Below are 21,845 nucleotides of genomic sequence, written 5' to 3'. Positions count from 1 at the left end.
CAGCGGCGACGGAGCTGCTTATCTCCCCCCTTGTGGGGGAAATGGCCGGCAGGCCAGAGGGGGGCAACGTCGAGCGCATTACAGGCCAGTCTATCGCCGTACCCTCACAACGGCTGCGTCGTGTAGTCCGCCTCCGGCTCGTACAGACCGTCCTCGATCGAGGTCCGGTGGACGACGTTGAGCTTGCCGCCTTCGACCTTGGAGATGTTCTGGTGGCCGAAGACCTGGTGGATCTTGCCGTTGAACGTCTTGTCGCCCTGCGGGTGTTCGGGACCTTCCTTGAACGCGGTCAGCGCCTCGGTCGCCTCGACAAGCTTGGCGCGGTCTTCGGGCCCCTTGTAGCCTGAATCCTCCATCGCCTTCTTGATGACGTAGAGCGTTTCCCAGCAGCCGAACATGTGGGCGGCGGTCGAGACGTCCTTGGCATCCGTCGTCGAGGCGCCGTTGTCGTCGATGCCGACGGCGGCGCGATACGCCTTCTGCGCCTCGCTGTCATTGGCTTGGGCGTAGCGCGGCGAGCCTTCCCAGAAATGGCTGCCGTCGAGGAATTCGAGGCCCGGGCTGTTGATGTCGACGGCCTCGAGCGAGTCGATGAAGCCGAACAGCTGCGGCTTGGTCGAGCCGTAGAATTCGCCGAGCTCCTTGACGAAGGTCAAGACGCCTGGCCCGACCATGACGTGGTACAGCACCTCGGTGTCGGCAGGGATCTGCGGCAGGTATTTGGTGAACGAGCTTTCGGTCGGTGGGATCGGGATCTGGGCGACGACCTCGCCGCCCTGCGCCTTGATGGCAGGGGTGAAATAGTCGCGATGATCGTAGCCGAAGGCATAATCCGGGTAGATCATCGTCACCTTCTTGCCGAGGTTGGCTGCGACCCAGGGTGCGACCGAGGTGACCTGGGCGCGCACGTCGGTGATGCCGGGCTGGAACACCCAGCGGTTCAGCTTGCCGGAGGCGACGTGATAGCCCTCGCTGACGACGTAATAGGGAATCTTGAGCTCGCCTGCGGTCGGCGCCGAGCCGACGACGACATGCGAGAACAGCGTGCCGAAGACGATGTCGGTCTTGTGCTGGCTGGCGAATTTCGCCACCACCTCGGCGCCGCGCTTGGGGTCGGTGCCATCATCCTCGACAATGATCTCGACCGGCCGGCCGTTGATGCCGCCGGCCTCGTTGATCAGCTTGACCGCGGCATTGGTCGTCTTTTCGTACCAGCGGCCATAGGCGGCGCCGATGCCGGTCTTGTGGGCCTGGAAGCCGATCTTGATCGGTGCGGAGGATTGCGCCTGCGAATAGCGCACGAAGCCCGGTGCCGCCATCAGGCCGGCGCCGGCAGCGATGCCTTTCAGCGCCGTGCGGCGGCTGAGGCGCGATTTTCCGAGGTCGAAGAAGCGATTGCTGTCAGTCATGCCCTGTCCCCTTGCCGTGTCTTTTGACCAACGATCGTGCGGATTGGCAGCCCTTCCGCCGAGGGCGAAAAATTGCATGTATACAAACTAGATCACCAATCCCGGGAGGTGGCAATAGTTGCTTCCCCAAGGTCAAAATCCACCTGCATTTGCACTATCCCGCCGTTGCTGTCGAGAGCAGCCAGAGGCCGAAAACGGTGTAGCCGATCATCAGCACGGTGAGCGGCAATTGGCTGAGCGAGGCGCTGGCCGCGCTCGGGTGCAGGCGCCAGGCAAACACATGGGCGACGAGCACCGCCAGCACATGCCCGCCGACGATCGCCGCCGCCTGGAGGTTCCACAGCAGCCAAGCCGAATGCGCGCCCATGGCGATGCCGGCCTCGACCGGCATGTGGGCTGTGCCGAGCAGGTTCCAGCCCAAGGCGAACGGATCCGACAGCGCCACCAGCGCGTATTGGCCGTTGACCAGAAGTGCCGTCAGATAGTGCGAGAAGTGATAGGCCAGCGCGATGGGAACGATCGACCAGACGAACAGGCCGGCGGCCTCGGGCAGCGGCGCGGCACTGCGGACCAGCCTTTCGCCCGCGACGACCGCGAGCAGTCCGACGCCGGCGAGTGCAACGAACATCGCCATCAGGCCGAAGCTGTTGGTGGCGACCAGCGCGGTGCGGCCGGGCAGTTCGAGCGGGTTGATGCTGTTGAGCCCGAGCCAGAAGAACGTCTTCGAAAAGCCGTCAAACGATACCGAAGCGAGGGTCGCGAGCAGGAACAGCGCCCCCGCGGGCGGCAGCGCTTCGGCTTGGTAAAGCTTGGCGCCCGGCCAGCACAGGGCAAGGCGCAGGCGGGACCGGTCCTTGCTTGCCTCGACGATGCCGAAGCGGCCGATCATGGCGAAGAAGGCCGAGAGGAATTCGCCCTGACGGCTCCAGCGCTCGAAGCCGAAGGCCAGCATGGCGGTGAAGGAGATGATCCAGTAGAGGCCGGCGGCCATGGCGAGGCGTGCCGGATCGTCCGGGGCGGGGTCGATCAGCTCGAACCAGGCGAAGGCGAAGAACAGAATGACTGCGGGCCAGTAGCCGAGCCATTCGGGAAGATGCAGTGGGGTCTTTTGCCGAGCCTTGGCACCCAGCGCTCCTGTGACCAAGCTATAAGGTCCGTACCATGGGTTGAGCCAAGACCAGAGATTGCCGCACAGGCCCTGGGCCAGCGTGAGCCCGACCCAGAGCAGTGTCCAGACCGTCAGGGGCAGCGGGTTGGACAGCGGGTCGCGCGAGCCGATGAAGCCCGCTGTGATCAACACTGCGAAGACGGCGAAGGCGGCGAGGCTCGCAGGCAACCGTAGATCAGGGATGGAGCCGAGCGGCAGGCGCTTGCGCCAGATGGACACCAACCGCGCCGGCGGCAGCAGTGCCAGTACCAGAAGACTCGCCGCCACCGCGAACGCTGCGCCGGCTATGTAATGCCCGGTCGGCAATAGCAGCACATGGCCACGGTCGGAGGCATGGGCGAAAGCGGGCGAGGTGTGCGATGCGGCGGCAGCGCATGCGGCAAGCACTGCTGCCGCTTTGCGTTGGATGGTTGTGGCTGTGTTGGTTCCGCGCATCACCTTGCCGGTGTGCCACATGGTCGGGGTCGCGGGAAGGGTGCGACTATCGACGGCGGATGGCGACAGGTGGTGACGCTCGCGCTTTGCGAGGCAACCCTTTAGCCTCGCGACCTTCGCACCTCCCTCTGGCCTGCCGGCCATCTCCCCCACAAGGAGGGAGATCACGTCTTCATCAGCCGCCCGGCCAACTACCAACGTTGCAAAGGCTCATCCATACAACGTTGCAGAATGAGCGCCGCCGGCAACGAGACTAATCTCTCTCCTTGTGGGGGAGATACCCGGCCGGGCAGAGCGGGGTGCGAAGGAATGAGAGGTTGAAGGAAACCCAAATTCAAGCCCCAAGCCACCCCTAAACCTTCACCAACTGCTCCACCCGGTCCTTCTCGCCGAAGATGCGCAGATAGCGGGCGATTTCTTGTCTGTCGCCGGTGGCCTTGGCGGGGTTGTCGGAGAGCTTGACCGCCGGGCGGCCATTGGCCTCGGTGACCTTGCAGACCAGCGAGATGGCGTTGAGGCGGTCGGTTTCCTTGGGCGCGCAGCCCTCGAAGTCGTTGGTGAGGTTGGTGCCCCAGCCAAAGGACATGCGCACCTTGCCCTCGAAGTGGCGGTAGGTCTCGATGATGGTGTCGACGTCGAGGCCGTCGGAGAAGATCAGCAGCTTCGAACGGGGGTCCTGGCCCTTCTTGCGCCACCAGTCGATGATGCGCTCGCCGCCTTCGATCGGCGGGGCGCTGTCGGGGCGGAAGCCGGTCCAGTCGGCGACCCAGTCGGGCGCGTCGCGCAGGAAGGCCGCCGTGCCGAAGGCATCGGGCAAGACGATCAAAAGGTTGCCGCCATAATAGCGCTGCCAGTCGCGCAGCACATTGTAGGGCGACTGCTTGAGCTCGGCCTCATCGTTGGCAAGTGCGGCATAGACCATCGGCAGCTCATGCGCGTTGGTGCCGAGCGCCTCGAGGTCAGTGTCCATGGCCAGCAGCACGTTAGAGGTGCCCGTAAAGGCCTCGCCGATGCCTTCCTTGAGCGCCTCGACACACCAGCGCTGCCACAGGAAGGAGTGGCGGCGGCGGGTGCCGAAATCGGAGATCTTGATCTCGGGCAGCATCTTCAGCCGCTCGGTCTTGTCCCACATCTTGGCCTTGGCGCGGGCGTAGAGCACGTCGAGCGCGAAGGGTCCGAAGGCCTTCATCGCCGAGCGCGAGCGCAGCTCGTTGATGATGGCAAGAGCCGGTATTTCCCACATCGAGGTCATCACCCAGGGACCGGCGAAGGTCAGCTCGTACTGGCCGTCGCGCTTTTCCAGATGGTAGGGGGGCAGCTGGAAGTTCTCGAGCCAGGCCAGGAACTCCGGCTCGAAGATCTGCTTGCGGCCGTAGAAATTATTACCGCCGAGCCAGATCATCTCCTTCTTGGTGAAGCGCAAGGTGCGGGCATGGTCGAGCTGCTCTCGCAGCTCGCCCTCGTCGATCTCCTCGGCCAGCTTGACCGAGGTGGCGCGGTTAATCAGCGAAAAGGTGGCGTCGACCTTGGGGTGCATGCCCCAGATCATCTGCAGCATCAGGAGCTTGTAGAAATCCGTGTCGAGCAGCGAGCGGACGATCGGATCGAGCTTCCAGGTGTGGTTGTACACCCGCCGTGCAATGTCGGTCCTGGCCATGCCGCTTCAGTCCTCCTTGGCGCATCCGCCCGCCGTCCGGCGCGCGCCGCATTCCTCGTTCTAGCATTGGGATATAGCGCCGGGGCGATCAAGCTTAAGAGGCGAAAAAAGCAGCGCTGGACCTATCGTTGCATCGTCCAATCAAGTTTGCCGCTGGACAGGTTCCGCTTTTCTTCGAATCGCGGAACCTCTCTATCTCTTTGTTTCTACGCAATTCCGGACGGAAAACCGCTGCACACTTCTGCTGGAATTGCTTTTAGCCGGCGGCGGCCGCCTTCTGGCCGCGCCGCTTGCGAATGCTGATCTGGCCGGTGACGGCCTGCTCGGTGCGGGCGGGAAGTTCCTCGCGCTCGGCGAATAGCCAGTCGATGAAGGATTGAACGATGGGTGCTGAGCGCACCTCGTTGCGGCAGACGACATAGAAGGCATCGACTGCCGGCACCGACAGGTTGAAGGGCGTGACCAACTGGCCGCGGGCGAGCAGGCTCGATGCCGTCACCGTGTCGCCCAGCGCCAGACCATGGCCGTGCACGGCGGCTTCCGTGGTCAGGCTGGCGCCGGCCATGCGATGCTGCTGAACCGGCTTGACGTCGAGCGCGTCGGCTGCAGCAAGCCAGGTGTGCCACTCGCGACCGTCATCGGCATGGAGCAGCACGTGGTCGGCGAGGTCCCGGACACTGCGGATCGGCCGGTTGTTGATCAAGGTTGGGCTGACGACGGGAAACAGCTCCAGCGTCGACCACTTCTTCAACCAGCAATCGGTCCAGCTGCCGTTGCCGTAGAGGACGCAGACGTCGACGTCGGGCGAATGGATGTCGCGCGGGTCGTTTGAGGCGTTGAGGCTGAGGCTTATGCCGGGATAACGCGTGGTGAAGCCGCCAATGCGCGGCACCAACCACAGCGACAGCAACGCTGGAACGCAAGAGACAGTGAGCTTGCCCGAACTGGTCGGCCGGGTCATGCGCGCGGTGGCGGACGCAATGCTCTCGAAGGCGCCGGTGACGGCGGGCAGAAGCTCGGCGCCTTGCGGGGTGAGTTTCAGCCGCGAGCCGGCGCGTTCCAAGAGTTTGACCTTGAGCGTCGCCTCGAGCGCCCGGATCTGGTGGCTGATGGCGCCATGGGTGACGTTGAGCTCGCCTGCTGCCTTGGTCAGCGAGCCATGGCGGGCGGTCGCCTCGAAGGCGCGCAGCGGGTTGAGCGGAGGCAGGCGGCGGGACATGAAAACTCCGCGCGAAGGATGAGGTATTGTGAGAAAATCTCACAGCGATAAGCTTAACATTATCAATTGCTATTTCAACGGCGCTGCCGGAAACTCGCTCCACAACAACCAAAAAGCATGCGGGGACACGAGATATCAGGCCGGACGCCGGGAGCGGGCGGCCGCAGGCGATCGCCCCGCTTTGCCGTCTTGGACCACAGGAGGATAGCATGGGTTTCGACGTCAAAAAGCTCGACGAGCTGCGCAAGAAGTATGGCGAAGGCCATGGCGGCGATCTGTTCGACCCGAAGTTCCGCCGCGTCGCCGACAAGATCTTCAACAAGGCCGGCACCCGGCTTGCGCCCTATTCGGGCATCCCGACCTTCCTGACTGCGCCCTATCTCCAGGTCGACAACGACAACCCCGATTTCGGCGACCTGCAGGTGGCGATGATCGGCGTGCCGATGGATCTCGGCGTGACCAACCGTCCGGGTTCGCGCTTCGGCCCGCGCGCGCTGCGCACCATCGAGCGCATCGGCCCCTACAACCATGTGCTCGACTGCGCCCCGGTGCAGGAGCTGCGCGTGGCCGATATCGGCGACGTGCCGTTCCGCAGCCGCTACCGGCTCGAGCTCAGCCATGAGGACATAGAGCGTCGCATCGGCCAGATCGTCGACGCCGGCGTGGTACCGCTGTCGGTCGGCGGCGACCATTCGATCACCCACCCGATTCTCAAGGCTGTCGGCAAGAACCGCCCGGTCGGCATGATCCACATCGACGCCCATTGCGACACCGGCGGCGCCTACGACCTGACCAAGTTCCACCATGGCGGCCCGTTCCGCAACGCCGTGCTCGACGGTGTGCTCGACCCGAGCCGCGTCATCCAGATCGGCATCCGCGGCTCGGCCGAATATCTCTGGGAGTTTTCCTATGAATCCGGCATGACGATTGTGCATGCCGAGGAGATCACCGGCCTGGGCATCCCCGCGGTCATCGAGAAGGCAAAGAAGATCGTCGGTGATGGCCCGACCTACTTGTCCTTCGACATTGACAGCCTCGACCCGTCCTTCGCGCCCGGTACCGGTACGCCCGAGGTCGGCGGCCTGACGACGCGCGAGGTGCTGGAGATCATCCGTGGCCTCAAGGGCCTGAACCTTGTCGGCGGTGACGTCGTCGAGGTGGCGCCGCAATACGACTCGACCACCAACACTGCCCATGCCGGCGCCCAGGTGCTGTTCGAGATCCTCAGCCTGATGCTGTTCAGCCCCTTCGTCACCGGCAAGAAGGACTGACCGGACAGATCAATACTGGCCGCCGTGACTGGAAGCGGCGGCCGGGCGGCAACGACCGCAACCGACAAATCAATCAATCCAGAGGGAACCGAAACATGAACATCAAGACCGCACTGCATCAGACAGTCGCCGCCCTCATCGTCGCGGGCAGCATCATCTTCGGCCTGCAGCAGGCCAATGCCGACGCGCTGGAAGACATTGCCAAGGCCGGCCAGATCAATGTCGGCGTCTTTGCCGACTTTCCGCCTTTCTCTTCCGCCAGCGCCGACATGAGCCTCAAGGGCTACGACATGGACGTCGCCCAGGCGATCGCCGACGCCCTCAAGGTCAAGCTCAACCCGGTGCCGGTGACCGGCCAGAACCGCATCCCCTACCTCACCGACAAGCGCGTCGACCTTCTGATGAGCGTCGGCTACTCCAAGGAACGCGAAGAGGTCATCGATTTCGCAGCGGCCTACGCGCCTTACTACATCGCCGTGATCGGCCCGGCCGAACTCAAGGTGGCGGGCAAGGAAGACCTTGGCGACAAGTCGATCGCCGTCAACCGCGGCACGCTCGAGGACACCTCGCTAACCGAGGCCGCCCCGGCTTCCGCCGACATCAAGCGCTTCGACAACTACAACGCCGTCATCCAGGCCTTCATCTCGGGCCAGACCCAGCTGATGGTGGTGGGCAACGACGTTGGCGCCCAGGTGCTGGCGCGCCAGGAGGCGCTTAAGCCGGAGCAGAAGTTCCAGCTCTTGACCTCGCCGTCGCATATCGGCCTCAACAAGAACGAGGAAGGCCTGAAGAAGGTCATCAACGACACGGTCGCGGCGATGCTCACCGACGGCCGGCTGTCGAAGTCGTCCGAGGCCTGGCTCAAGGTTCCGCTCAACCCCGAGAACCTCAAGGACTGAGCCGTGAGCTACAGCCTCGACTTCGGCTGGCTTGAAGGGGCCGTGGGCGCGATCGCCCGCGGCGCCGCCATGACGGTGTTGCTGATCGTCGTGACGACGATCGCCGGCACAGTCATTTCCATCGCTGCCGCCGCCGGTCGTCGCAACGGGCCGAAATGGCTCCAGCGGGCCATCACCTGCTATGTCGAGGTGATCAGGAACACGCCGTTCCTGGTACAGCTGTTCTTCATCTTCTTCGGCCTGCCCAGCCTCGGCATACGGCTCGACCCGATCGTCGCCGCCATCCTGGCGATGACGCTCAACATGGCAGCCTACACCACCGAGATCGTCGGCGCCGGCCTCGACGCGGTGCCGAGGGGCCAGCGCGAGGCGGCCGCTGCTTTGGGCTTGCGGCCACGCCAGGTCTTCGTCAAGATCGTGTTGCCGCAGGCACTGAAGGTCATCTTCCCCGCGCTGACGAGCCAGATCGTGATCATGATGCTCGAGTCTTCGGTCGTGTCGCAGATCGCAGTGAGTGAACTCACCTACGAGGCCGACATGCTGCAGGCGCGGACATTCCGTCCCTTCGAAACCTATTTCGTCGTGGCGATGATCTATCTCGGCTTGTCGATCTTGTTGCGCCGCCTGCTCGTCGGCATAGGGCGCCGCACGCTTTCGGCAGGTGTATCATGATCGAGTTCACCTTCTGGGACATTGCGCGCAACCTGATCTTCGCCACACGGTGGACCGTGTTGCTGTCGATCGCGGCGTTCGCCGGCGGCGGCATTGTCGGCGTCGCCATCCTGTTGTTGCGCATCTCCAAGGCCAAATGGGCACGGCGCTTCGCCAGCGGCTATATCGCCTTGTTCCAGGGTACGCCCTTGCTGATGCAGCTGTTCCTGATGTTCTTCGGCCTGCCGATGCTGGGCTTCCGGATCGAGCCATGGACGGCGGCGGTGCTCGGCCTGACCTTCTTTGCCAGCGCCTATCTCGCCGAAATCTGGCGCAGCGGCGTCGATGCCTTGCCGCGCGGCCAGTGGGATGCCGGCGCCAGCCTCGGCCTGCACTACCTGCAGGAACTGCGCCTGATCATCCTGCCGCAGGCCTTCGCCATCACCCGGGCCCCGGTTGTCGGTTTCCTCGTCCAGCTGATCAAGGCAACTGCACTGACCTCGATCATCGGCTTTGAGGAACTGCTCCGGACCTCGAACGCCATCAACAACGCGACGTTCGAACCCTTCACCGTCTATGGGCTGGTGGCGCTGATCTTCTTCGTGCTGTGCTACCCCCTGACCCAGTATGCCCGTTCATTGGAGGCCCGTGCCGCAGCACACTGAACCGCCCATCACAATAACGACAGGGAACAGCTGGCACAAAGCCAGCGCCAAATGAGGAGAACTGAGATGACCAAGATCCTGAACCATCCGATCAGCCGGCGCGCCGTGCTGGGCGCGGGCGTCGCTTCGGCAAGCCTTCTGGCGATGCCGTCGATCCTCAAAGCCCAGGACAAGTCGATCAAGATCGGCGTCTATGGCGGCTACTTCAAGAAGTCGTTCGACGAGCACATCTTCCCCGAATTCACCAAGGCGACCGGCATCGCGGTCGAATCCGTCGCCGAGCCGACCGGCGAAGCCTGGCTGGTGCAGCTGGAGCAGGCGGCCAAGGCAGGCCAGGCGCCGGCCGACCTGTCGATGATGTCGCAGACTTCGATGCTCAAGGGCCAGTCGACCGAGCTGTGGGCACCGCTCGACCTCGCCAAGATCAAGAACAGCTCGAACCTGATCGAGCATTTCATCAACAAATATCCTGATGGACGCGTCGCCGGCATCGGTGCTGTTGCCTGGTACATCACGCTGGTCACCAACACCAACGTCTTCCCGACCGCGCCCGACAGCTGGGCTGCGTTCTGGGATCCGGCCAATGCCGACAAGCTCGGCCTGCTGGCGCTCGCCTCCAACTCCTTCCTGCTCGAGGTGACGGCGACCACTTTCATGGGCGGCACCAAGGCGCTCGACACCGAGGAAGGCATCCAGAAGGCGCTGGAGAAGCTCGCCGAGGTCAAGCCGAATGTCCGCCTGTGGTATCGCGACGAGGCGCAGTTCGAACAGGCGCTGAAGTCGGGCGAGATTCCGATGGGGCAGTATTACCACGACGTCACCGGCCTCGCCGCCGCCGAGGGCCAGCCCGTGCGCTCGACCTTTCCCAAGGAAGGCGGCATCCAGGATTCCGGCTCGTGGGTGCTGTCGCGCGCCTCGAAGAAGACAGAAGAGGCGCATGCCTTCATCGACCATATGTGCCAGCCGGCGGTACAGGCGCTGATGTCGCGCAAGGTCGGCACCGCACCGACGGTCAAGCGCGAGCTGACCGACCTGACGGCGGAACAGTTCGCCGGCGTGTCGTCCGACATCCCGCCGATCATCCCGCGCTACGATCTCTACACCACCAAGGCCGACTGGATTAACCAGAAGTGGACCGAACTGATCGTCGGCTGATCTGCCTTTTTCCTTCTCCCCGCTCGCGGGGAGAAGGTGGCCCGCAGGGCAGGATGAGGGGCAGAGCCGGCGCGGCAAGGCTCGCACCGCCCCTCATCTGTCTGCCGGCATCTTCTCCCCCGTGAACGGGGAGAAGCAACGGTTTCCGCAACGCCGCTCCAACATTTCAAGGCCCCCTCATGTCCGGACTCGTGCTTAAGGACATCACCAAGTCATTCGGCAACTTCACCGCTGTCGATACGGCCAACCTGTCGGTGCCGCATGGCAAGTTCGTCTGCCTGCTCGGCCCGTCCGGCTGCGGCAAGACAACGCTTCTGCGCATGATCGCCGGCCTCGAGGACCCCTCGAGCGGCGCGATCCTGCTCGACGGAACCGACATCACACCGGTGCCGACGCACAAGCGCAATCTCGGCATGGTGTTCCAGTCGCTGGCGTTGTTTCCGCATCTGACCGTCGGCGACAACATCGCTTATCCCTTGCGCATTCGCGGGGCGTCACGCGAAGAGCAGAAGAAGCGCTCCGACGAGCTGTTGAAGCTCATTCATCTGCCCGGTTTCGCCGACCGTCCAGTCGCCAAGCTGTCGGGTGGCCAGCGCCAGCGTGTTGCCATTGCCCGCGCGCTGGCACTGTCGCCGAAGCTGTTCCTCCTCGACGAGCCGCTGTCGGCGCTCGATGCCAAGCTGCGCGAGGCGATGCAGGTCGAATTGCGCCAGCTGCAGCAGCGCTTGGGCATCACCACCTTCGTCGTCACCCACGACCAGCGCGAGGCGATGACCATGGCCGACCTCGTCGTCGTCATGGGCAACGGCAAGATCCTGCAGGCCGCACCGCCGATCGATATCTACCGCAAGCCGGCCGATGCCTTCGTCGCCGACTTTATCGGCATGACCAACCTGCTCGACGCGGAAGTTGATCGCGCCGGCCGGGTCTCGGTGCTCGGCCAGGCCATTGCAGGCCTCACGATACCTGAAGGCCTGACCAAAGCCTCGGTATCGATCCGCCCCGAGGACGTTCATCTCGGCTCCGTCGGCGGCGACGCCATATCAGGCACGGTGACCTTCGTCCGCGATCTCGGCGGCACCATCGAGACCTTCGTTGAAACAGGCGGCAAGACAATCATCGCAGTGGCGACGCCACGCGAGCGGCCCGACGTCAAGGCCGGCCAGCAGGTCGGCGTGACATTGCCGGCGCAGTCTTGCGTGGTGCTGAAATCATGAAACGCGAGGCGCCGAAATCGCTTGCCGATTACAGCCCGCTGTTCTTTCCCGGGCTGATGCTGATCGTCTTTTTCGTCGTGCCGTTCTCGACGATGATCGCCGTCAGCTTCTTCCAGCGCGATCCCTCCGGCTTCTATACGCCGGATTTCGTCTTCTCCAACTATGCCCGTTTCCTCAGTCTGTTCTTCGGCAAGGTGCTGGGCTTTTCCTTGGTGCTGGCGGTGATGGTGGCGATCTGCTGCGTGGTCATAGCCTTTCCCTTCACCTATCTGCTCACCAAGCGGCCGCGAAAGGTGCAGACGATCTGGCTGGTCTGCCTGCTGTCGGTGCTGTCGCTGTCGGAAGTCATCATCGGCTTTGCCTGGTCGACGCTGTTTACACGAACCGCCGGCATCACCAATCTGTTTGTGGCGATCGGCTTGATGAAGGAGCCGGTGGCGCTGACGCCGAGCTTCTGGGCGGTGCTGACCGGTATGGTCTACCAGGCGCTGCCTTATACGATCCTGGTGCTCTATCCCGCCTTGGTGCGGCTTGACCCGACGCTGCTGGAGGCGGCGCGGACACTCGGCGCCTCGCCGGTCAGGGCGTTCATGAACGTCGTGGTGCCGGCGTTGCGCAACACCATCGTCGCCACACTGATCATGGTCTTCGTCTTCGCGCTCGGCTCCTATCTGTTGCCGCAGATCCTCGGCCGGCCGTCGCACTGGACACTGTCGGTGCTGATCACCGACCAGGCCATCTACCAGTCCAACATGCCGTTTGCCGCGGCGATGGCGGTGTTTTTGGTGCTGATGTCGCTGGCGCTTGTCGGCTTGACGCTGCTGGTCGGACGCAGGGAGAACGCGCTGTGATACAGACTTTCCTTCGCCGGCTCTATTTCGTCGCCGTTGCCCTGTTCCTGGCGGCCCCGTTGATCGTCGTTGCCGGCGTCTCGGTCAACGAAAAGCAGGACCTGGCCTTTCCGCCGAAAGGCTTTTCATTGGCCTGGTACGCACAGATCTTTGTCGATCCGGAATGGCGCAAGGCGCTGTTTGCCTCGCTGTCGCTGGCGGTCACTGCGGCGGCTCTCGCTGTCGCCATAGCGCTTCCGCTGGCATGGTTCCTGTGGCGGCGCATAGCGCCATGGGCCAACGTGTTCCAGATCCTCGGGCTGGCCCCGTTCATACTGCCGCCTGTCATCACCGCACTCGGCATGCTCACCTTCTGGGCGACGTCAGGCTTCTACGGCCAACCTTGGACGGCTGTCATCAGCCACGCGATCTTCTTCGTCACCCTGCCGCTGGTGACGCTGTCGCTCGGCTTCGCCTCCATCGATCGTTCGCTGGTCGAGGCAGCGGCGACGATGGGCGCCGACGACCGCACGGTGCTGAAGACGGTGGTGCTGCCGCTGATCCGCCCTTATCTCGTCTCGGGCTATGCCTTCGCCTTCGTGCTGTCGCTCAACGAGTACATCGTCGCCTACATGACCATCGGCTTCACGCTGGAAACACTGCCGATCAAGATCTTCAATGCCCTGCGTTACGGCTATACGCCGACCATGGCCTCGGTGTCGGTGTTCTTCGTCGCGGTGGCGGCGCTGGTGTTCGGCCTGATCGCCAAATTCGGTGACATCAGGCGGCTCTTGGGTGCGATGTCCTCGGAGACCTGACGCGCCTGCGACAAGTCGGGCGGCACCTTCGAACGGTGTCGCCTGAGTGACAATTGTCAGCCACCCGGTTGTCGCGCCCGGTGGCTGCCGCTCCTAGCATCGCAATCATGCCGACCAAAACCCCCGGCGGCCATGCGGGAGCGAAGCGCCATGTGCGGATTTGTGTGCCTCTGGAACCTCGATGACGAGGAACTGGCCTCGCGGATGATCCGCAAGATGGAGCACCGCGGGCCGGACGCACTGGAGGTGCTGCGGCCAAGGAACATCCCGGTGGTCATGGCGCACGCCCGGTTGGCCATTATCGGCCCCGACAACGGGGCCCAGCCGATCTACCAGGGCGACGACATCCTGGTCGTCAACGGCGAGATCTACAATCATAGCGATCTCAGGGCGATCCTCGGCGAGAGCGCCTTCCAGACCCGCAGCGACAGCGAGACCGTGCTGCATCTTTTCCGCAAGAACGCGCTGCGCTGGGTGTCGCGGCTGGACGGCATGTTCGCCTTCGTGCTGGCGACCCCGGATCGCATCATTGCCGCGCGCGACCCGCTCGGCATCAAGCCGCTCTATGTCGCCCATATCGGCGAGGGGCTGGCGTTTGCATCCGAGCTCAAGGCCTTCGACGGCGTAGATGTCGCAAAGATCGAAGCGCTCGAACCTGGCGTCATGTTCGACAGCCAGGCCGGCATGCGGCGCTGGTACCGCATACCGCAAGGTGCGGCCGACCCGGAGCCCGGTATCGACGAGGAGCTGACCTGGCGCGAGCTCAGGCTGGTGCTGGAAGAGGCGGTCGCCAAGTGGATGGTCGCCGACGTCGAGGTCGGGTCGTTCCTGTCGGGCGGGCTGGACAGCTCGATCATCGCGGCAATCGCCGCAAGGCAGTCGCCGAAGCGGCTGAAGACATTTTCCGTCGGCCTCGCCGGCAGCCCCGATCTGATCGCGGCGCGGCGGGTCGCCGGCTATCTCGGCACCGAGCATTTCGAGCATGCGTTTACGCCGGAAGAGGTTGCCGACGTGCTGCCGCATGTCATCTATCATCTCGAAAGTGCTGATATCGACCTGGTGCGTTCGGCGGTGCCGACGCATTTCGCCGCCAGGCTGGCGCGGCGGCACGTCAAGGCGGTGCTGACGGGCGAAGGCGCCGACGAGCTGTTTGCCGGCTATAGCTATCACCACGCCTATATCGACCGGCCGCGCGAGCTGGCAGACGAGCTGACGCGCTCGCTGGGCACGATGCACAACATCAATCTGCAGCGCGTCGACCGCGTCACCATGGCCGAGAGCCTGGAGGCGCGCACGCCGTTCCTCGACCGCGAGCTGATCGATTTCGCCCAGAGCATTCCGGCGACGCTGAAGCTCAGGCGCACCGATCCGGCTTCACCCGAAAGCACCGGACCGACGACGGAGAAATGGATCCTGCGCAAGGCCTGCGCCGACTTGCTGCCGCATGATCTCGTCTGGCGCAAGAAGGCGCAGTTCGACGAGGGGTCGGGAGCTGTGACGGCACTTGGCGAGGCACTGCAGGCAATGACCGGCTCGGCCACGCCGCTCGACCGCGCCGCCGAGGGCGCGGTCTATGAGAGCCTTCTGCGGCAGAGCTACAGCGATCCCGATCGCATCATCAATGCGGCCGGCAAATGGGTCGCCAACCGGGTGTCGGTGGCGGTTGCCTAGACGGGTGCTGCGAAGCGCCCGTCAGATCACCGGCTTGTGCATCAGGCCGAGATGGTCGCGCCGGAGCCAGCGCCATAACAGCAGCACCGACACCACGGCGAGGCCGGAGAACAGGCCGATCCAAATGCCGCGGCCCTCGAAGCCGAAGTGGAAGGCAAGCAGCACGCCAAGCGGCAGGCCGATGCCCCAATAGCCGATCGCAGCGAGGATCATCGGCACCTTCGTATCCTGCAGCCCGCGCAGTTGGCCTGCCGATACCGCCTGGGCGCCGTCGACGACCTGGAACAGGGCCGCGAAGACCAGGAAGCTGACCGCGAGGCCGACCACCTGCGCGTTGGCCGGGTCGCCGACGTCGATGAAGGCCGAGATCAGCAAATGCGGCCAGAACACCATCACCAGCGCCATCAGAGCCATGAAGCCGACGCCAAGCACATAGGCCGTCCAGCCGGCACGCGTGATGCCGTCGCGGTCCCTGGCGCCGTAAGCCAGCCCGACGCGCACAGTGACGGCCTGGCCGAGACCGAGCGGGATCATGAAGGTGACCGAGCAGATCTGCAGCGCGATGGCGTGTGCTGCGAGCGAGGACGAGCTGATAAGCCCCATCAGGAATGCCGCGGCGTTGAAGATAGTCACCTCGAAGGCAAGGATGCCGGAGATCGGCAAGCCGAGTTTGAGCAGCGCCCTGAAGCGCGGCCAGTCGGCGCGCCAGAAGCGACCGAACAGGTGGTAGCGGCGGAACTTCTTCTCCATCATGACGACGGCCGCCATGCCGACGAACATCATGCCGCTGGCGATGCTGGTGGCAAGGCCGGAGCCGGCGATGCCCATCTCGGGGAAGCCCCATTTGCCGAACACCAGAAGCCAGTTGCCGAGCGCGTTGGCCGCCACCGCGATCGCCATGATGACCAGCGCCCAGCCGGGCCGCTCCAGCGCCGAGATGAACGAGCGCAGCACGATGTAGCCGAAGAACGGCAAGGCCGCCCATTGCAGGTGATGGACGTAGATACCGGCCTGCTCGGCGAGTTTGGGCTCCTGGCCCATCGCCAGAAGTATCTCCTCGGCGTACCACAACAGGGCCCAGATCGGGATCGAGATGAGCACGGCGATCCACAGGCCCTGGCGCACGGTGCGGCGGACGTCGCGCACCGAATGGCGCTTGCGGCCAAGCTCGGCCGCCATCATCGGCGAGGTCGCATACATCAGGCCGAGGCCGAAGATCAGTGGTGCGAAATAGAGGTTGGAGCCGAGTGCGCCGGCGGCCAGCGCATCGGGACCCAGCCGGCCGAGGATCATCACGTCGGTCGCCGTCATCGCCGTCTGGGCGAGATTGGTGAGGATCATCGGCCAGGCAAGCGCCAGCATGGCGCGAAGTTCGTCGCGCCAAGGAGTGGCCGGTGATTGCGCGCCGGTTGCGATCGCAGACATGGTTTTTCGTCTTTCGGTGGCGATATCGCGGCTCATTTGGCGTCGATATCGCGAGTTTTGACGACGGAATCCGCCCTTTTGGCGCGTCGTGGCGCCGTTTGTGACCGAAAGTGCCAGTTGTGGCAAGCTGTCACCAAGACCAAGGATTATGCCAGCAGAGGTGGGCAGGCTGTGCTGTCAGTCGCCTGTCGCATCCGTCGGGCAATTGAGCTCGGCCATGATCCATTCGCGGAAAGCCCGGATCTTGGGCACGTTGCGGCGTCCCTCGGGATAGACCAGCCAGTAGTCGCCGCCATGGGCAGTGAGTTCGAACGGCTGGATCAGCCGGCCCTCGGCCAGTTCCGCGGTGAACAGCGCCGTGGTCAGGACCGTCACGCCCTGGCCGGCTATGGCGGCATTGGCCTCGGCGGCCTGCGAACCCAGGCTGGTATCGGGCATCCTGTCGAGTGCGTCCGCCGGCACATTGGCCTTTGCGAACCAGTCCTTCCACCAGATGTCGGCGGGGTTGAGGATCCTGAGCTTGAGCAGGTCAGCCGGCTCCTTGATCCCGCCGATGCTTTCGGCAAGGCGCGGGCTGAGCATGGGCGAAAATTGCGAGCGCAGCAAAAAATGGGTGGCAAGCCCGGGCCATTTGCCTGAGCCGGAGCGGATGCCGATATCCATCTCCTCGCGCGAGAAATCGACGAGGTAGCTCGAGGTGTCGAGGCGGACGGCGATGTTGGGGTGGCGCAGCTGGAACGAGCCGATGCGGGGGGCCAGCCAGTTCGACGCGAAGGTGTGGACCGTCGAAATGCCGAGCGTGCCGCCGGAGCCGGCGCGCGCCACCTGATAGGCCTCGCTCAACAGCCCAAATGCCTCTGTCACCATAGGCACCATGCGGCTGCCGACCTCGGTCAGCACCACCTGGCGCGGTTTGCGCAGGAACAGCGGTGCGCCGACGCGCTCCTCGAGCAGCTTGATCTGGTAGCTGACGGCGGCCTGGGTCATGCCGAGCTCGGCCGCGGCCTTGGTGAAACTGCCCTGGCGGGCAGCGGCTTCGAACACCCTGATCGCGGTCAAAGGCGGCAGCTGAAGCGGCATTTCCCGCACTCCCATACATAAGGCCATTTAATGGGTTGTGATCGACGTTCAATTGGAAAAGTCAATCATTCCAGACCAATATCTAGGTCAAGACATCAGCAAATTTCAAGCATCTCTAAAGGATGACGATCATGGCCACGGCACAGGCAAGCCTTTTCCATTGCGAGCAGATCGGCTGGACCTCACGTCTGGCTGCAGCCTTCGGGCTGCGTTCGAGAAAACGCGTGCTGGACTTCCGTGACCTGCCGGACCACCTCCAGCGCGACGTCGGCTACATCGACGGCAAGGACCCTTGCGGCCGGCGGGTTTGAGCCTCCGCACGCGCATGTGTTCCCCGCTGTCATATCAACGGTTCATTTCCGCCGCCAAAGCTCCTATGAGCAATGGGGTGAACAGGGACCGGTCATATGACGCCGAAGGCAGTGTATTGGGACATGGACGGCACGCTGATCGACAGCGAGCCGCTGCACGAGGAATCGCTTGTTTCGGCGCTGCGCAGCGTCGGCATCGAGCCGCCGGCCGACCTGCACGCGCGTGTCGTCGGCCAGGCGGCGCGGCCGGTCTATGAGGTGCTGCGCGACCAGTTCGGCCTCGCCCTAGACTTCGACGACTGGATTGCCCTCAAATACGATCACTATCTGGGCCGCGCGCCGGACCTGCTTCCGCGCGAGGGCGCGATGGAGATTTTTCGCGATCTGAAGGCAAGGGGTGTGGTCCAGGCGATCGTCTCCAATTCAGACCGCTTAGTGGTCGAGGCCAATTTGCAGGCCGTCGGCGTGCACGAGCCGACGATGAAGACGATCAGCCGCAACGACGTGCGTCTCGGCAAGCCCGATCCCGAACCCTATCTGCGCGCTGCCTACCTCACCGGCATCGACCTGGCCGACACGGCTGTCATGGAAGACAGCGTCACCGGCGCCATGGCCGGCGTTGCCGCCGGCATGCGCACCATCTTCTGGCCGCAGGACAAGATCGATGGCCCGGCTGGCGCCTTGGTGGCGCATAGCGCTGAAGAGGTCAGGGCGCTGCTTGGGCTGGACTAGCTACTAGTTCCGGTACATCGGCTCCTGCTCGTCGAGGATCGCCTTGAGCTCGGCGAGGTGGCGCTCGGCCTGGCCGGGATAGTCTTCCTGCTCGAGCGCGGCCTTTTCGGCGATCTCGTCGGATAGCGTGCGCAGCGGCCGGCCGGTCCACAGCGCCTTGATGTAAGTTTCGCAGGCGCGCTCGAAATAATAGAGCCGGTTGAAGGTATCGGCGACGCTGTCGCCGATGACCATGACGCCGTGATTGCCCATGATCATCACCTTGATCTTGGGGTCGGCCAGCAACTGCGAGCAGCGTTCGCCTTCTTCCTCGAAGGCGAGCCCGCCATAATGGCCATCGATGACATGGCGGCGGAAGAAGATCGCGGTGTTCTGGTCGATCGGCGGCAAGGTGGAATCGGCAAGCGAGGCCAGCACGGTGGCGTGGATCGAATGGACATGCATGACGCAGCGCGCGTGCGCGCAGTTGCGATGGACCGCGCCATGCAGGCCCCATGCGGTCGGGTCGGGCGCGTTGGGGCCTGACATCGTCTGGGGGTCGTTGGCGTCGATCAACAGCAGGTCGCTCGCCTTGATGCGCGAGAAATGCACCTGGTTGGGGTTCATCAGGAACTTCGAGCCCTCGTCGTTGACGGCAAGCGAGAAATGGTTGGCCACAGCTTCGTGCATATTGAGTCGCGCCGTCCAGCGGAAGGCGCAGGCGAGGTCGACGCGCTCTTCGTAGAACGGCAGATTGGTCTGCTTGAGCTGGGTGACGGGCATTTGTTCCTCCCTCGCAATTTGCTGGCGTATCGTACCTTCGCAAGGTCGTTGCCGGCTTCGGAGCGATGCGGTGGCAGGAAGAATGCCGCGTCATGACTGGCGCGGCAACATCGGCTCATGCTGATTTCAGCTGGTCCAGCCTCAGCCCGCCATTCTCGACGATGAAGTCGATGACCGCTTCCAGCCCCTTGCCGCGCGACAGATCGGTGAAGCCGAACGGACGCTTGCCGCGCTGGCGGGCGGCGTCGCCTTCCATGACCTCGAGATTGACGTTCACATAAGGCGCAAGGTCGCTCTTGTTGATGACCAGGAAGTCGGAACGGGTGATGCCGGGGCCGCCCTTGCGCGGGATCTCTTCGCCCTGGCAGACCGAGATGACGTAAAGCGTGATGTCGGCGAGGTCGGGCGAGAAGGTCGCGGCCAGATTGTCGCCGCCGGATTCGATGAAGACGATGTCAAGGTCGGGGAATTTCCTGTTCATCTCAGCGATCGCCTGCAGATTGATCGAGGCGTCCTCGCGGATGGCCGTGTGCGGGCAGCCGCCCGTCTCCACGCCCATGATGCGCTCTTCAGGCAGCGCCTGCAGGCGGGCGAGCAGCAGTGCGTCTTCCTTGGTGTAGATGTCGTTGGTGACGACCGCGATGGAAAACTCGTCGCGCAGCGCCTTGCACAGCTTCTCGGTCAGCGTCGTCTTACCCGAGCCGACCGGGCCGCCGATGCCGATACGAAGCGGGCCGTTTTTCGAGGTCATGACTGGAATCCGTTGAAGGCGAGGATGACGAAACCCGTGCCGATGACGAGGCACAGTGGCGAATAATACTGCCTGTCGAGCCGAGCGAACGGCATCTCGGGCGAGAGCCTGCGCCATGCCGGCGTGAAGCCGGCAATGCCACGGCCGATAAACACCAGCGCGACCATCAGCGCCGACGCTGCCAGGCCAGGCTTGGGAAAGGGCGTGGCGAAGACACCGACAAGCGCCAGCGGCCACAGCGTCACCACGATGAGACAAGCGGTGACGGCGAAGCAGGCAAAGGGCGTGGGCATGGTCCTGATGCCGCGAGCCCCGACGACAGCGCGGGCGCAGGAGGCCTGGTCCGTACCGGGCCAGACGCCGCCGAGGCCCCAATAGGCGTGGATTGCGGCGATCAGATAGAGCACGAAGGCCAGGGCGAAGGCGAGAACGATCATGAGCGGAACAGTCTCGAATGTTGGGTCTCGTGGCGCATCGCCATGATGTCGGAGGTTAGGGCAGCGGACCCCAGATCGTCGAGGGTCGATACTGCCGCACGTGCGCCCACACGGAGCGCCACAGGCTCGAAGCCGGCAATGATGCTGGTTGCAGCCGTCTGGCCAATGACGCTTAGCCGGATTGCCGCCTGAACGAGGTTGGTGGAGAAAGCCTGCAGCCAGGCGGCCAGCGCATCTTCCAGCGTTATGCCATGGGCGCCGGTGACGGCGCCGACGGCGACGCAATAGGGGCACTCGGCCGGAAGCCGCGCGACGACAGGATGCGGCCAAGCAGCGGCGGCGCTGAGGAAGGCCTCGCCCTGCAGCATCGATTCCATGTGGCGCTCGCGCGAGCCGGCCAATGCTTCGGCGAGTTCCGCCACCTCGCGCAGGTCGCCGTCGGCAGCGGCGCGGCGCCAGCTTTCTGCGAACAGCACCGCGTCGTTCCAGCCCGAGCCGATCTCGGCGAGCGCAGTCAGCCATGCTGCGAGGTCGTCGCGGCTGCCGATCAGATTATCATGTGCGGCCCGTTCGAGGCCGTGGCTGTAGGAAAATCCGCCGACCGGGAAGGTCGGCGACAGCCAGGCCATCAGCCGCAACAGCGAGGCATTGCCGCGCTCAGTCATGGTGGTGATGATGGTGGCCGCCATGGTCGTGGTGATGAGCATGGTCGTGCTCATGATCATGCTCGGGGTGGTCATGACCATGATTGTGGCTTCGTTCGTGATGATGGGCGTGACCGTGGGAATGACCATGATCATGCGCGTGGCTGTGATCGTTGCCATGGCCGGAATAGGCGCCGCGCACAGGCTCGAAGGGGGCCACGATGTCGATCACCTCGGCACCCAGACCCTCCAACATCGTCTTGATGACATGATCGCGCAGGATGAGGATGCGATCAGCCGATATGGCAGCGGCGAGATGGCGGTTGCCGATGTGCCAGGCGAGCTGCGTCAGGTGGGCGGCGTCGCGGGCGCGGATGTCGTAGAGCTCCTCCTCGGCGGCGACGATGCCTGCCGTGCGGCCGTCTTCCAGCAGCAGGAGGTCGCCGGTTTCGAGAACGATCGGCTCGGGCAGGTCGACAAGCACGCGTTCGCCCTGAGACAGCCCGATGGCGCGGCGCCTGATGTGGCGCTCGTCATGGGCGAGGACGGCGACGTCGAAGGGCTGCGCGCCGGTGGCGGCATCGGCATGGGTGATCTTGGTTGCGCGCAGCATGAGGCGTTTGTTCCTGTGGCGTGAT

Annotated in this window: 22 protein-coding genes; 11 read left to right on the top strand and 11 right to left on the bottom strand. The window is 64.1% G+C overall.

Annotated features, from left to right (window positions below):
- Window positions 1-104 precede the first annotated feature (104 nt).
- From H5P29_RS02720 to gcvA, 4 genes are all read right to left on the bottom strand, one after another.
- Window positions 105-1,409, bottom strand: coding sequence for an ABC transporter substrate-binding protein (locus H5P29_RS02720; protein WP_154385746.1), 1,305 nt, complete (start codon window positions 1,407-1,409; stop codon window positions 105-107).
- A 154-nt stretch (window positions 1,410-1,563) separates the two neighbouring features.
- Window positions 1,564-3,033, bottom strand: coding sequence for a hypothetical protein (locus H5P29_RS02715; RefSeq protein WP_371818601.1), 1,470 nt, complete (start codon window positions 3,031-3,033; stop codon window positions 1,564-1,566).
- 331 nt (window positions 3,034-3,364) lie between these two features.
- Entirely contained in the window at window positions 3,365-4,669 is a 1,305-nt protein-coding gene (gene pncB, locus H5P29_RS02710; protein WP_067955220.1) for a nicotinate phosphoribosyltransferase, read from the bottom strand.
- A gap of 256 nt (window positions 4,670-4,925) precedes the next feature.
- Window positions 4,926-5,888 (bottom strand): transcriptional regulator GcvA, encoded by a 963-nt coding sequence (gene gcvA, locus H5P29_RS02705; protein ID WP_067955218.1) that lies wholly within the window; start codon window positions 5,886-5,888, stop codon window positions 4,926-4,928.
- Window positions 5,889-6,097: 209 nt separating this feature from the next.
- On the opposite strand from gcvA, the gene speB reads away from it, so the two are divergent.
- The 9 genes from speB (at window position 6,098) to asnB (ending at window position 15,065) form a co-directional block, all read left to right on the top strand.
- Window positions 6,098-7,159: an agmatinase gene (gene speB / locus H5P29_RS02700; protein WP_154385747.1), complete on the top strand. Its 1,062-nt coding sequence runs from the start codon at window positions 6,098-6,100 to the stop codon at window positions 7,157-7,159.
- Between the two features lie 95 nt (window positions 7,160-7,254).
- Entirely contained in the window at window positions 7,255-8,058 is an 804-nt protein-coding gene (locus tag H5P29_RS02695; protein WP_154385748.1) for a transporter substrate-binding domain-containing protein, read from the top strand.
- 3 nt (window positions 8,059-8,061) lie between these two features.
- On the top strand, window positions 8,062-8,730 hold the full coding sequence (locus tag H5P29_RS02690; RefSeq protein ID WP_067955212.1) for an amino acid ABC transporter permease: 669 nt from the start codon (window positions 8,062-8,064) through the stop codon (window positions 8,728-8,730).
- Window positions 8,727-9,374 (top strand): amino acid ABC transporter permease, encoded by a 648-nt coding sequence (locus H5P29_RS02685; protein ID WP_067955210.1) that lies wholly within the window; start codon window positions 8,727-8,729, stop codon window positions 9,372-9,374. The genes H5P29_RS02690 and H5P29_RS02685 overlap by 4 nt, the downstream gene beginning before the upstream one ends.
- A gap of 66 nt (window positions 9,375-9,440) precedes the next feature.
- Window positions 9,441-10,529, top strand: a complete 1,089-nt coding sequence (locus tag H5P29_RS02680; protein WP_154385749.1) for a PotD/PotF family extracellular solute-binding protein — start codon at window positions 9,441-9,443, stop codon at window positions 10,527-10,529.
- 179 nt (window positions 10,530-10,708) lie between these two features.
- Complete coding sequence (locus tag H5P29_RS02675) at window positions 10,709-11,746, top strand: ABC transporter ATP-binding protein (protein WP_154385750.1); 1,038 nt, start codon at window positions 10,709-10,711, stop codon at window positions 11,744-11,746.
- The gene (locus H5P29_RS02670; protein ID WP_154385751.1) at window positions 11,743-12,597 is read left to right on the top strand and encodes an ABC transporter permease; all 855 of its coding nucleotides are present in this window, start codon (window positions 11,743-11,745) and stop codon (window positions 12,595-12,597) included. The genes H5P29_RS02675 and H5P29_RS02670 overlap by 4 nt, the downstream gene beginning before the upstream one ends.
- Window positions 12,597-13,394, top strand: a complete 798-nt coding sequence (locus H5P29_RS02665; RefSeq protein ID WP_185910376.1) for an ABC transporter permease — start codon at window positions 12,597-12,599, stop codon at window positions 13,392-13,394. Before H5P29_RS02670 ends, H5P29_RS02665 begins: the two co-directional genes overlap by 1 nt.
- A gap of 150 nt (window positions 13,395-13,544) precedes the next feature.
- Window positions 13,545-15,065, top strand: coding sequence for an asparagine synthase (glutamine-hydrolyzing) (asnB, locus tag H5P29_RS02660; protein WP_154385752.1), 1,521 nt, complete (start codon window positions 13,545-13,547; stop codon window positions 15,063-15,065).
- A 21-nt stretch (window positions 15,066-15,086) separates the two neighbouring features.
- Here the strand turns inward: asnB and H5P29_RS02655 are convergent, their stop codons facing one another.
- Together H5P29_RS02655 and H5P29_RS02650 are read right to left on the bottom strand one after the other, a co-directional pair.
- A complete protein-coding gene (locus H5P29_RS02655; protein ID WP_067955203.1) occupies window positions 15,087-16,490 on the bottom strand; it encodes an MATE family efflux transporter in 1,404 nt (467 codons plus the stop codon).
- Window positions 16,491-16,667: 177 nt separating this feature from the next.
- Window positions 16,668-17,570, bottom strand: a complete 903-nt coding sequence (locus H5P29_RS02650) for a LysR substrate-binding domain-containing protein (protein ID WP_154385753.1) — start codon at window positions 17,568-17,570, stop codon at window positions 16,668-16,670.
- 131 nt (window positions 17,571-17,701) lie between these two features.
- Between H5P29_RS02650 and H5P29_RS02645 the strand changes: the two genes are divergently transcribed.
- Together H5P29_RS02645 and H5P29_RS02640 are read left to right on the top strand one after the other, a co-directional pair.
- Complete coding sequence (locus H5P29_RS02645; RefSeq protein ID WP_154385754.1) at window positions 17,702-17,881, top strand: hypothetical protein; 180 nt, start codon at window positions 17,702-17,704, stop codon at window positions 17,879-17,881.
- 96 nt (window positions 17,882-17,977) lie between these two features.
- Entirely contained in the window at window positions 17,978-18,613 is a 636-nt protein-coding gene (locus tag H5P29_RS02640; protein WP_154385755.1) for an HAD family phosphatase, read from the top strand.
- Between the two features lie 3 nt (window positions 18,614-18,616).
- Here the strand turns inward: H5P29_RS02640 and H5P29_RS02635 are convergent, their stop codons facing one another.
- From H5P29_RS02635 to H5P29_RS02615, 5 genes are all read right to left on the bottom strand, one after another.
- Window positions 18,617-19,375 (bottom strand): class II aldolase and adducin N-terminal domain-containing protein, encoded by a 759-nt coding sequence (locus tag H5P29_RS02635; RefSeq protein ID WP_154385756.1) that lies wholly within the window; start codon window positions 19,373-19,375, stop codon window positions 18,617-18,619.
- Between the two features lie 115 nt (window positions 19,376-19,490).
- On the bottom strand, window positions 19,491-20,126 hold the full coding sequence (gene ureG, locus H5P29_RS02630) for an urease accessory protein UreG (RefSeq protein ID WP_067955196.1): 636 nt from the start codon (window positions 20,124-20,126) through the stop codon (window positions 19,491-19,493).
- Window positions 20,123-20,563, bottom strand: a complete 441-nt coding sequence (locus H5P29_RS02625) for a DUF3995 domain-containing protein (protein ID WP_154385757.1) — start codon at window positions 20,561-20,563, stop codon at window positions 20,123-20,125. Before H5P29_RS02625 ends, ureG begins: the two co-directional genes overlap by 4 nt.
- Window positions 20,560-21,282, bottom strand: a complete 723-nt coding sequence (locus H5P29_RS02620; RefSeq protein ID WP_154385758.1) for an urease accessory protein UreF — start codon at window positions 21,280-21,282, stop codon at window positions 20,560-20,562. The genes H5P29_RS02625 and H5P29_RS02620 overlap by 4 nt, the downstream gene beginning before the upstream one ends.
- On the bottom strand, window positions 21,221-21,820 hold the full coding sequence (locus H5P29_RS02615) for an urease accessory protein UreE (protein WP_154385759.1): 600 nt from the start codon (window positions 21,818-21,820) through the stop codon (window positions 21,221-21,223). Before H5P29_RS02615 ends, H5P29_RS02620 begins: the two co-directional genes overlap by 62 nt.
- Window positions 21,821-21,845: the final 25 nt, after the last annotated feature.

Source organism: Aminobacter sp. MDW-2, assembly GCF_014250155.1.
Classification (GTDB): Bacteria; Pseudomonadota; Alphaproteobacteria; order Rhizobiales; family Rhizobiaceae; genus Aminobacter; species Aminobacter ciceronei.
The sequence above is the reverse complement of the archived record's forward strand: the minus strand, read 5'-3'. Positions and strand labels throughout refer to the sequence as shown.

What these genes read in the sequence shown, in the direction of transcription:
- H5P29_RS02635 (WP_154385756.1), bottom strand. Translation starts at nt 19,375, where the DNA reads ATGCCCGTCACCCAGCTCAAGCAGACCAATCTGCCGTTCTACGAAGAG.
- H5P29_RS02645 (WP_154385754.1), top strand. Translation starts at nt 17,702, where the DNA reads ATGGCCACGGCACAGGCAAGCCTTTTCCATTGCGAGCAGATCGGCTGG.
- gcvA (WP_067955218.1), bottom strand. Translation starts at nt 5,888, where the DNA reads ATGTCCCGCCGCCTGCCTCCGCTCAACCCGCTGCGCGCCTTCGAGGCG.
- H5P29_RS02655 (WP_067955203.1), bottom strand. Translation starts at nt 16,490, where the DNA reads ATGTCTGCGATCGCAACCGGCGCGCAATCACCGGCCACTCCTTGGCGC.
- H5P29_RS02620 (WP_154385758.1), bottom strand. Translation starts at nt 21,282, where the DNA reads ATGAGCACGACCATGCTCATCACCACGACCATGGCGGCCACCATCATC.
- H5P29_RS02670 (WP_154385751.1), top strand. Translation starts at nt 11,743, where the DNA reads ATGAAACGCGAGGCGCCGAAATCGCTTGCCGATTACAGCCCGCTGTTC.
- speB (WP_154385747.1), top strand. Translation starts at nt 6,098, where the DNA reads ATGGGTTTCGACGTCAAAAAGCTCGACGAGCTGCGCAAGAAGTATGGC.
- H5P29_RS02625 (WP_154385757.1), bottom strand. Translation starts at nt 20,563, where the DNA reads ATGATCGTTCTCGCCTTCGCCCTGGCCTTCGTGCTCTATCTGATCGCC.
- pncB (WP_067955220.1), bottom strand. Translation starts at nt 4,669, where the DNA reads ATGGCCAGGACCGACATTGCACGGCGGGTGTACAACCACACCTGGAAG.
- ureG (WP_067955196.1), bottom strand. Translation starts at nt 20,126, where the DNA reads ATGACCTCGAAAAACGGCCCGCTTCGTATCGGCATCGGCGGCCCGGTC.
- H5P29_RS02685 (WP_067955210.1), top strand. Translation starts at nt 8,727, where the DNA reads ATGATCGAGTTCACCTTCTGGGACATTGCGCGCAACCTGATCTTCGCC.
- H5P29_RS02680 (WP_154385749.1), top strand. Translation starts at nt 9,441, where the DNA reads ATGACCAAGATCCTGAACCATCCGATCAGCCGGCGCGCCGTGCTGGGC.
- H5P29_RS02695 (WP_154385748.1), top strand. Translation starts at nt 7,255, where the DNA reads ATGAACATCAAGACCGCACTGCATCAGACAGTCGCCGCCCTCATCGTC.
- H5P29_RS02675 (WP_154385750.1), top strand. Translation starts at nt 10,709, where the DNA reads ATGTCCGGACTCGTGCTTAAGGACATCACCAAGTCATTCGGCAACTTC.
- H5P29_RS02720 (WP_154385746.1), bottom strand. Translation starts at nt 1,409, where the DNA reads ATGACTGACAGCAATCGCTTCTTCGACCTCGGAAAATCGCGCCTCAGC.
- H5P29_RS02640 (WP_154385755.1), top strand. Translation starts at nt 17,978, where the DNA reads ATGACGCCGAAGGCAGTGTATTGGGACATGGACGGCACGCTGATCGAC.
- H5P29_RS02650 (WP_154385753.1), bottom strand. Translation starts at nt 17,570, where the DNA reads ATGCCGCTTCAGCTGCCGCCTTTGACCGCGATCAGGGTGTTCGAAGCC.
- H5P29_RS02615 (WP_154385759.1), bottom strand. Translation starts at nt 21,820, where the DNA reads ATGCTGCGCGCAACCAAGATCACCCATGCCGATGCCGCCACCGGCGCG.
- H5P29_RS02715 (WP_371818601.1), bottom strand. Translation starts at nt 3,033, where the DNA reads ATGTGGCACACCGGCAAGGTGATGCGCGGAACCAACACAGCCACAACC.
- asnB (WP_154385752.1), top strand. Translation starts at nt 13,545, where the DNA reads ATGTGCGGATTTGTGTGCCTCTGGAACCTCGATGACGAGGAACTGGCC.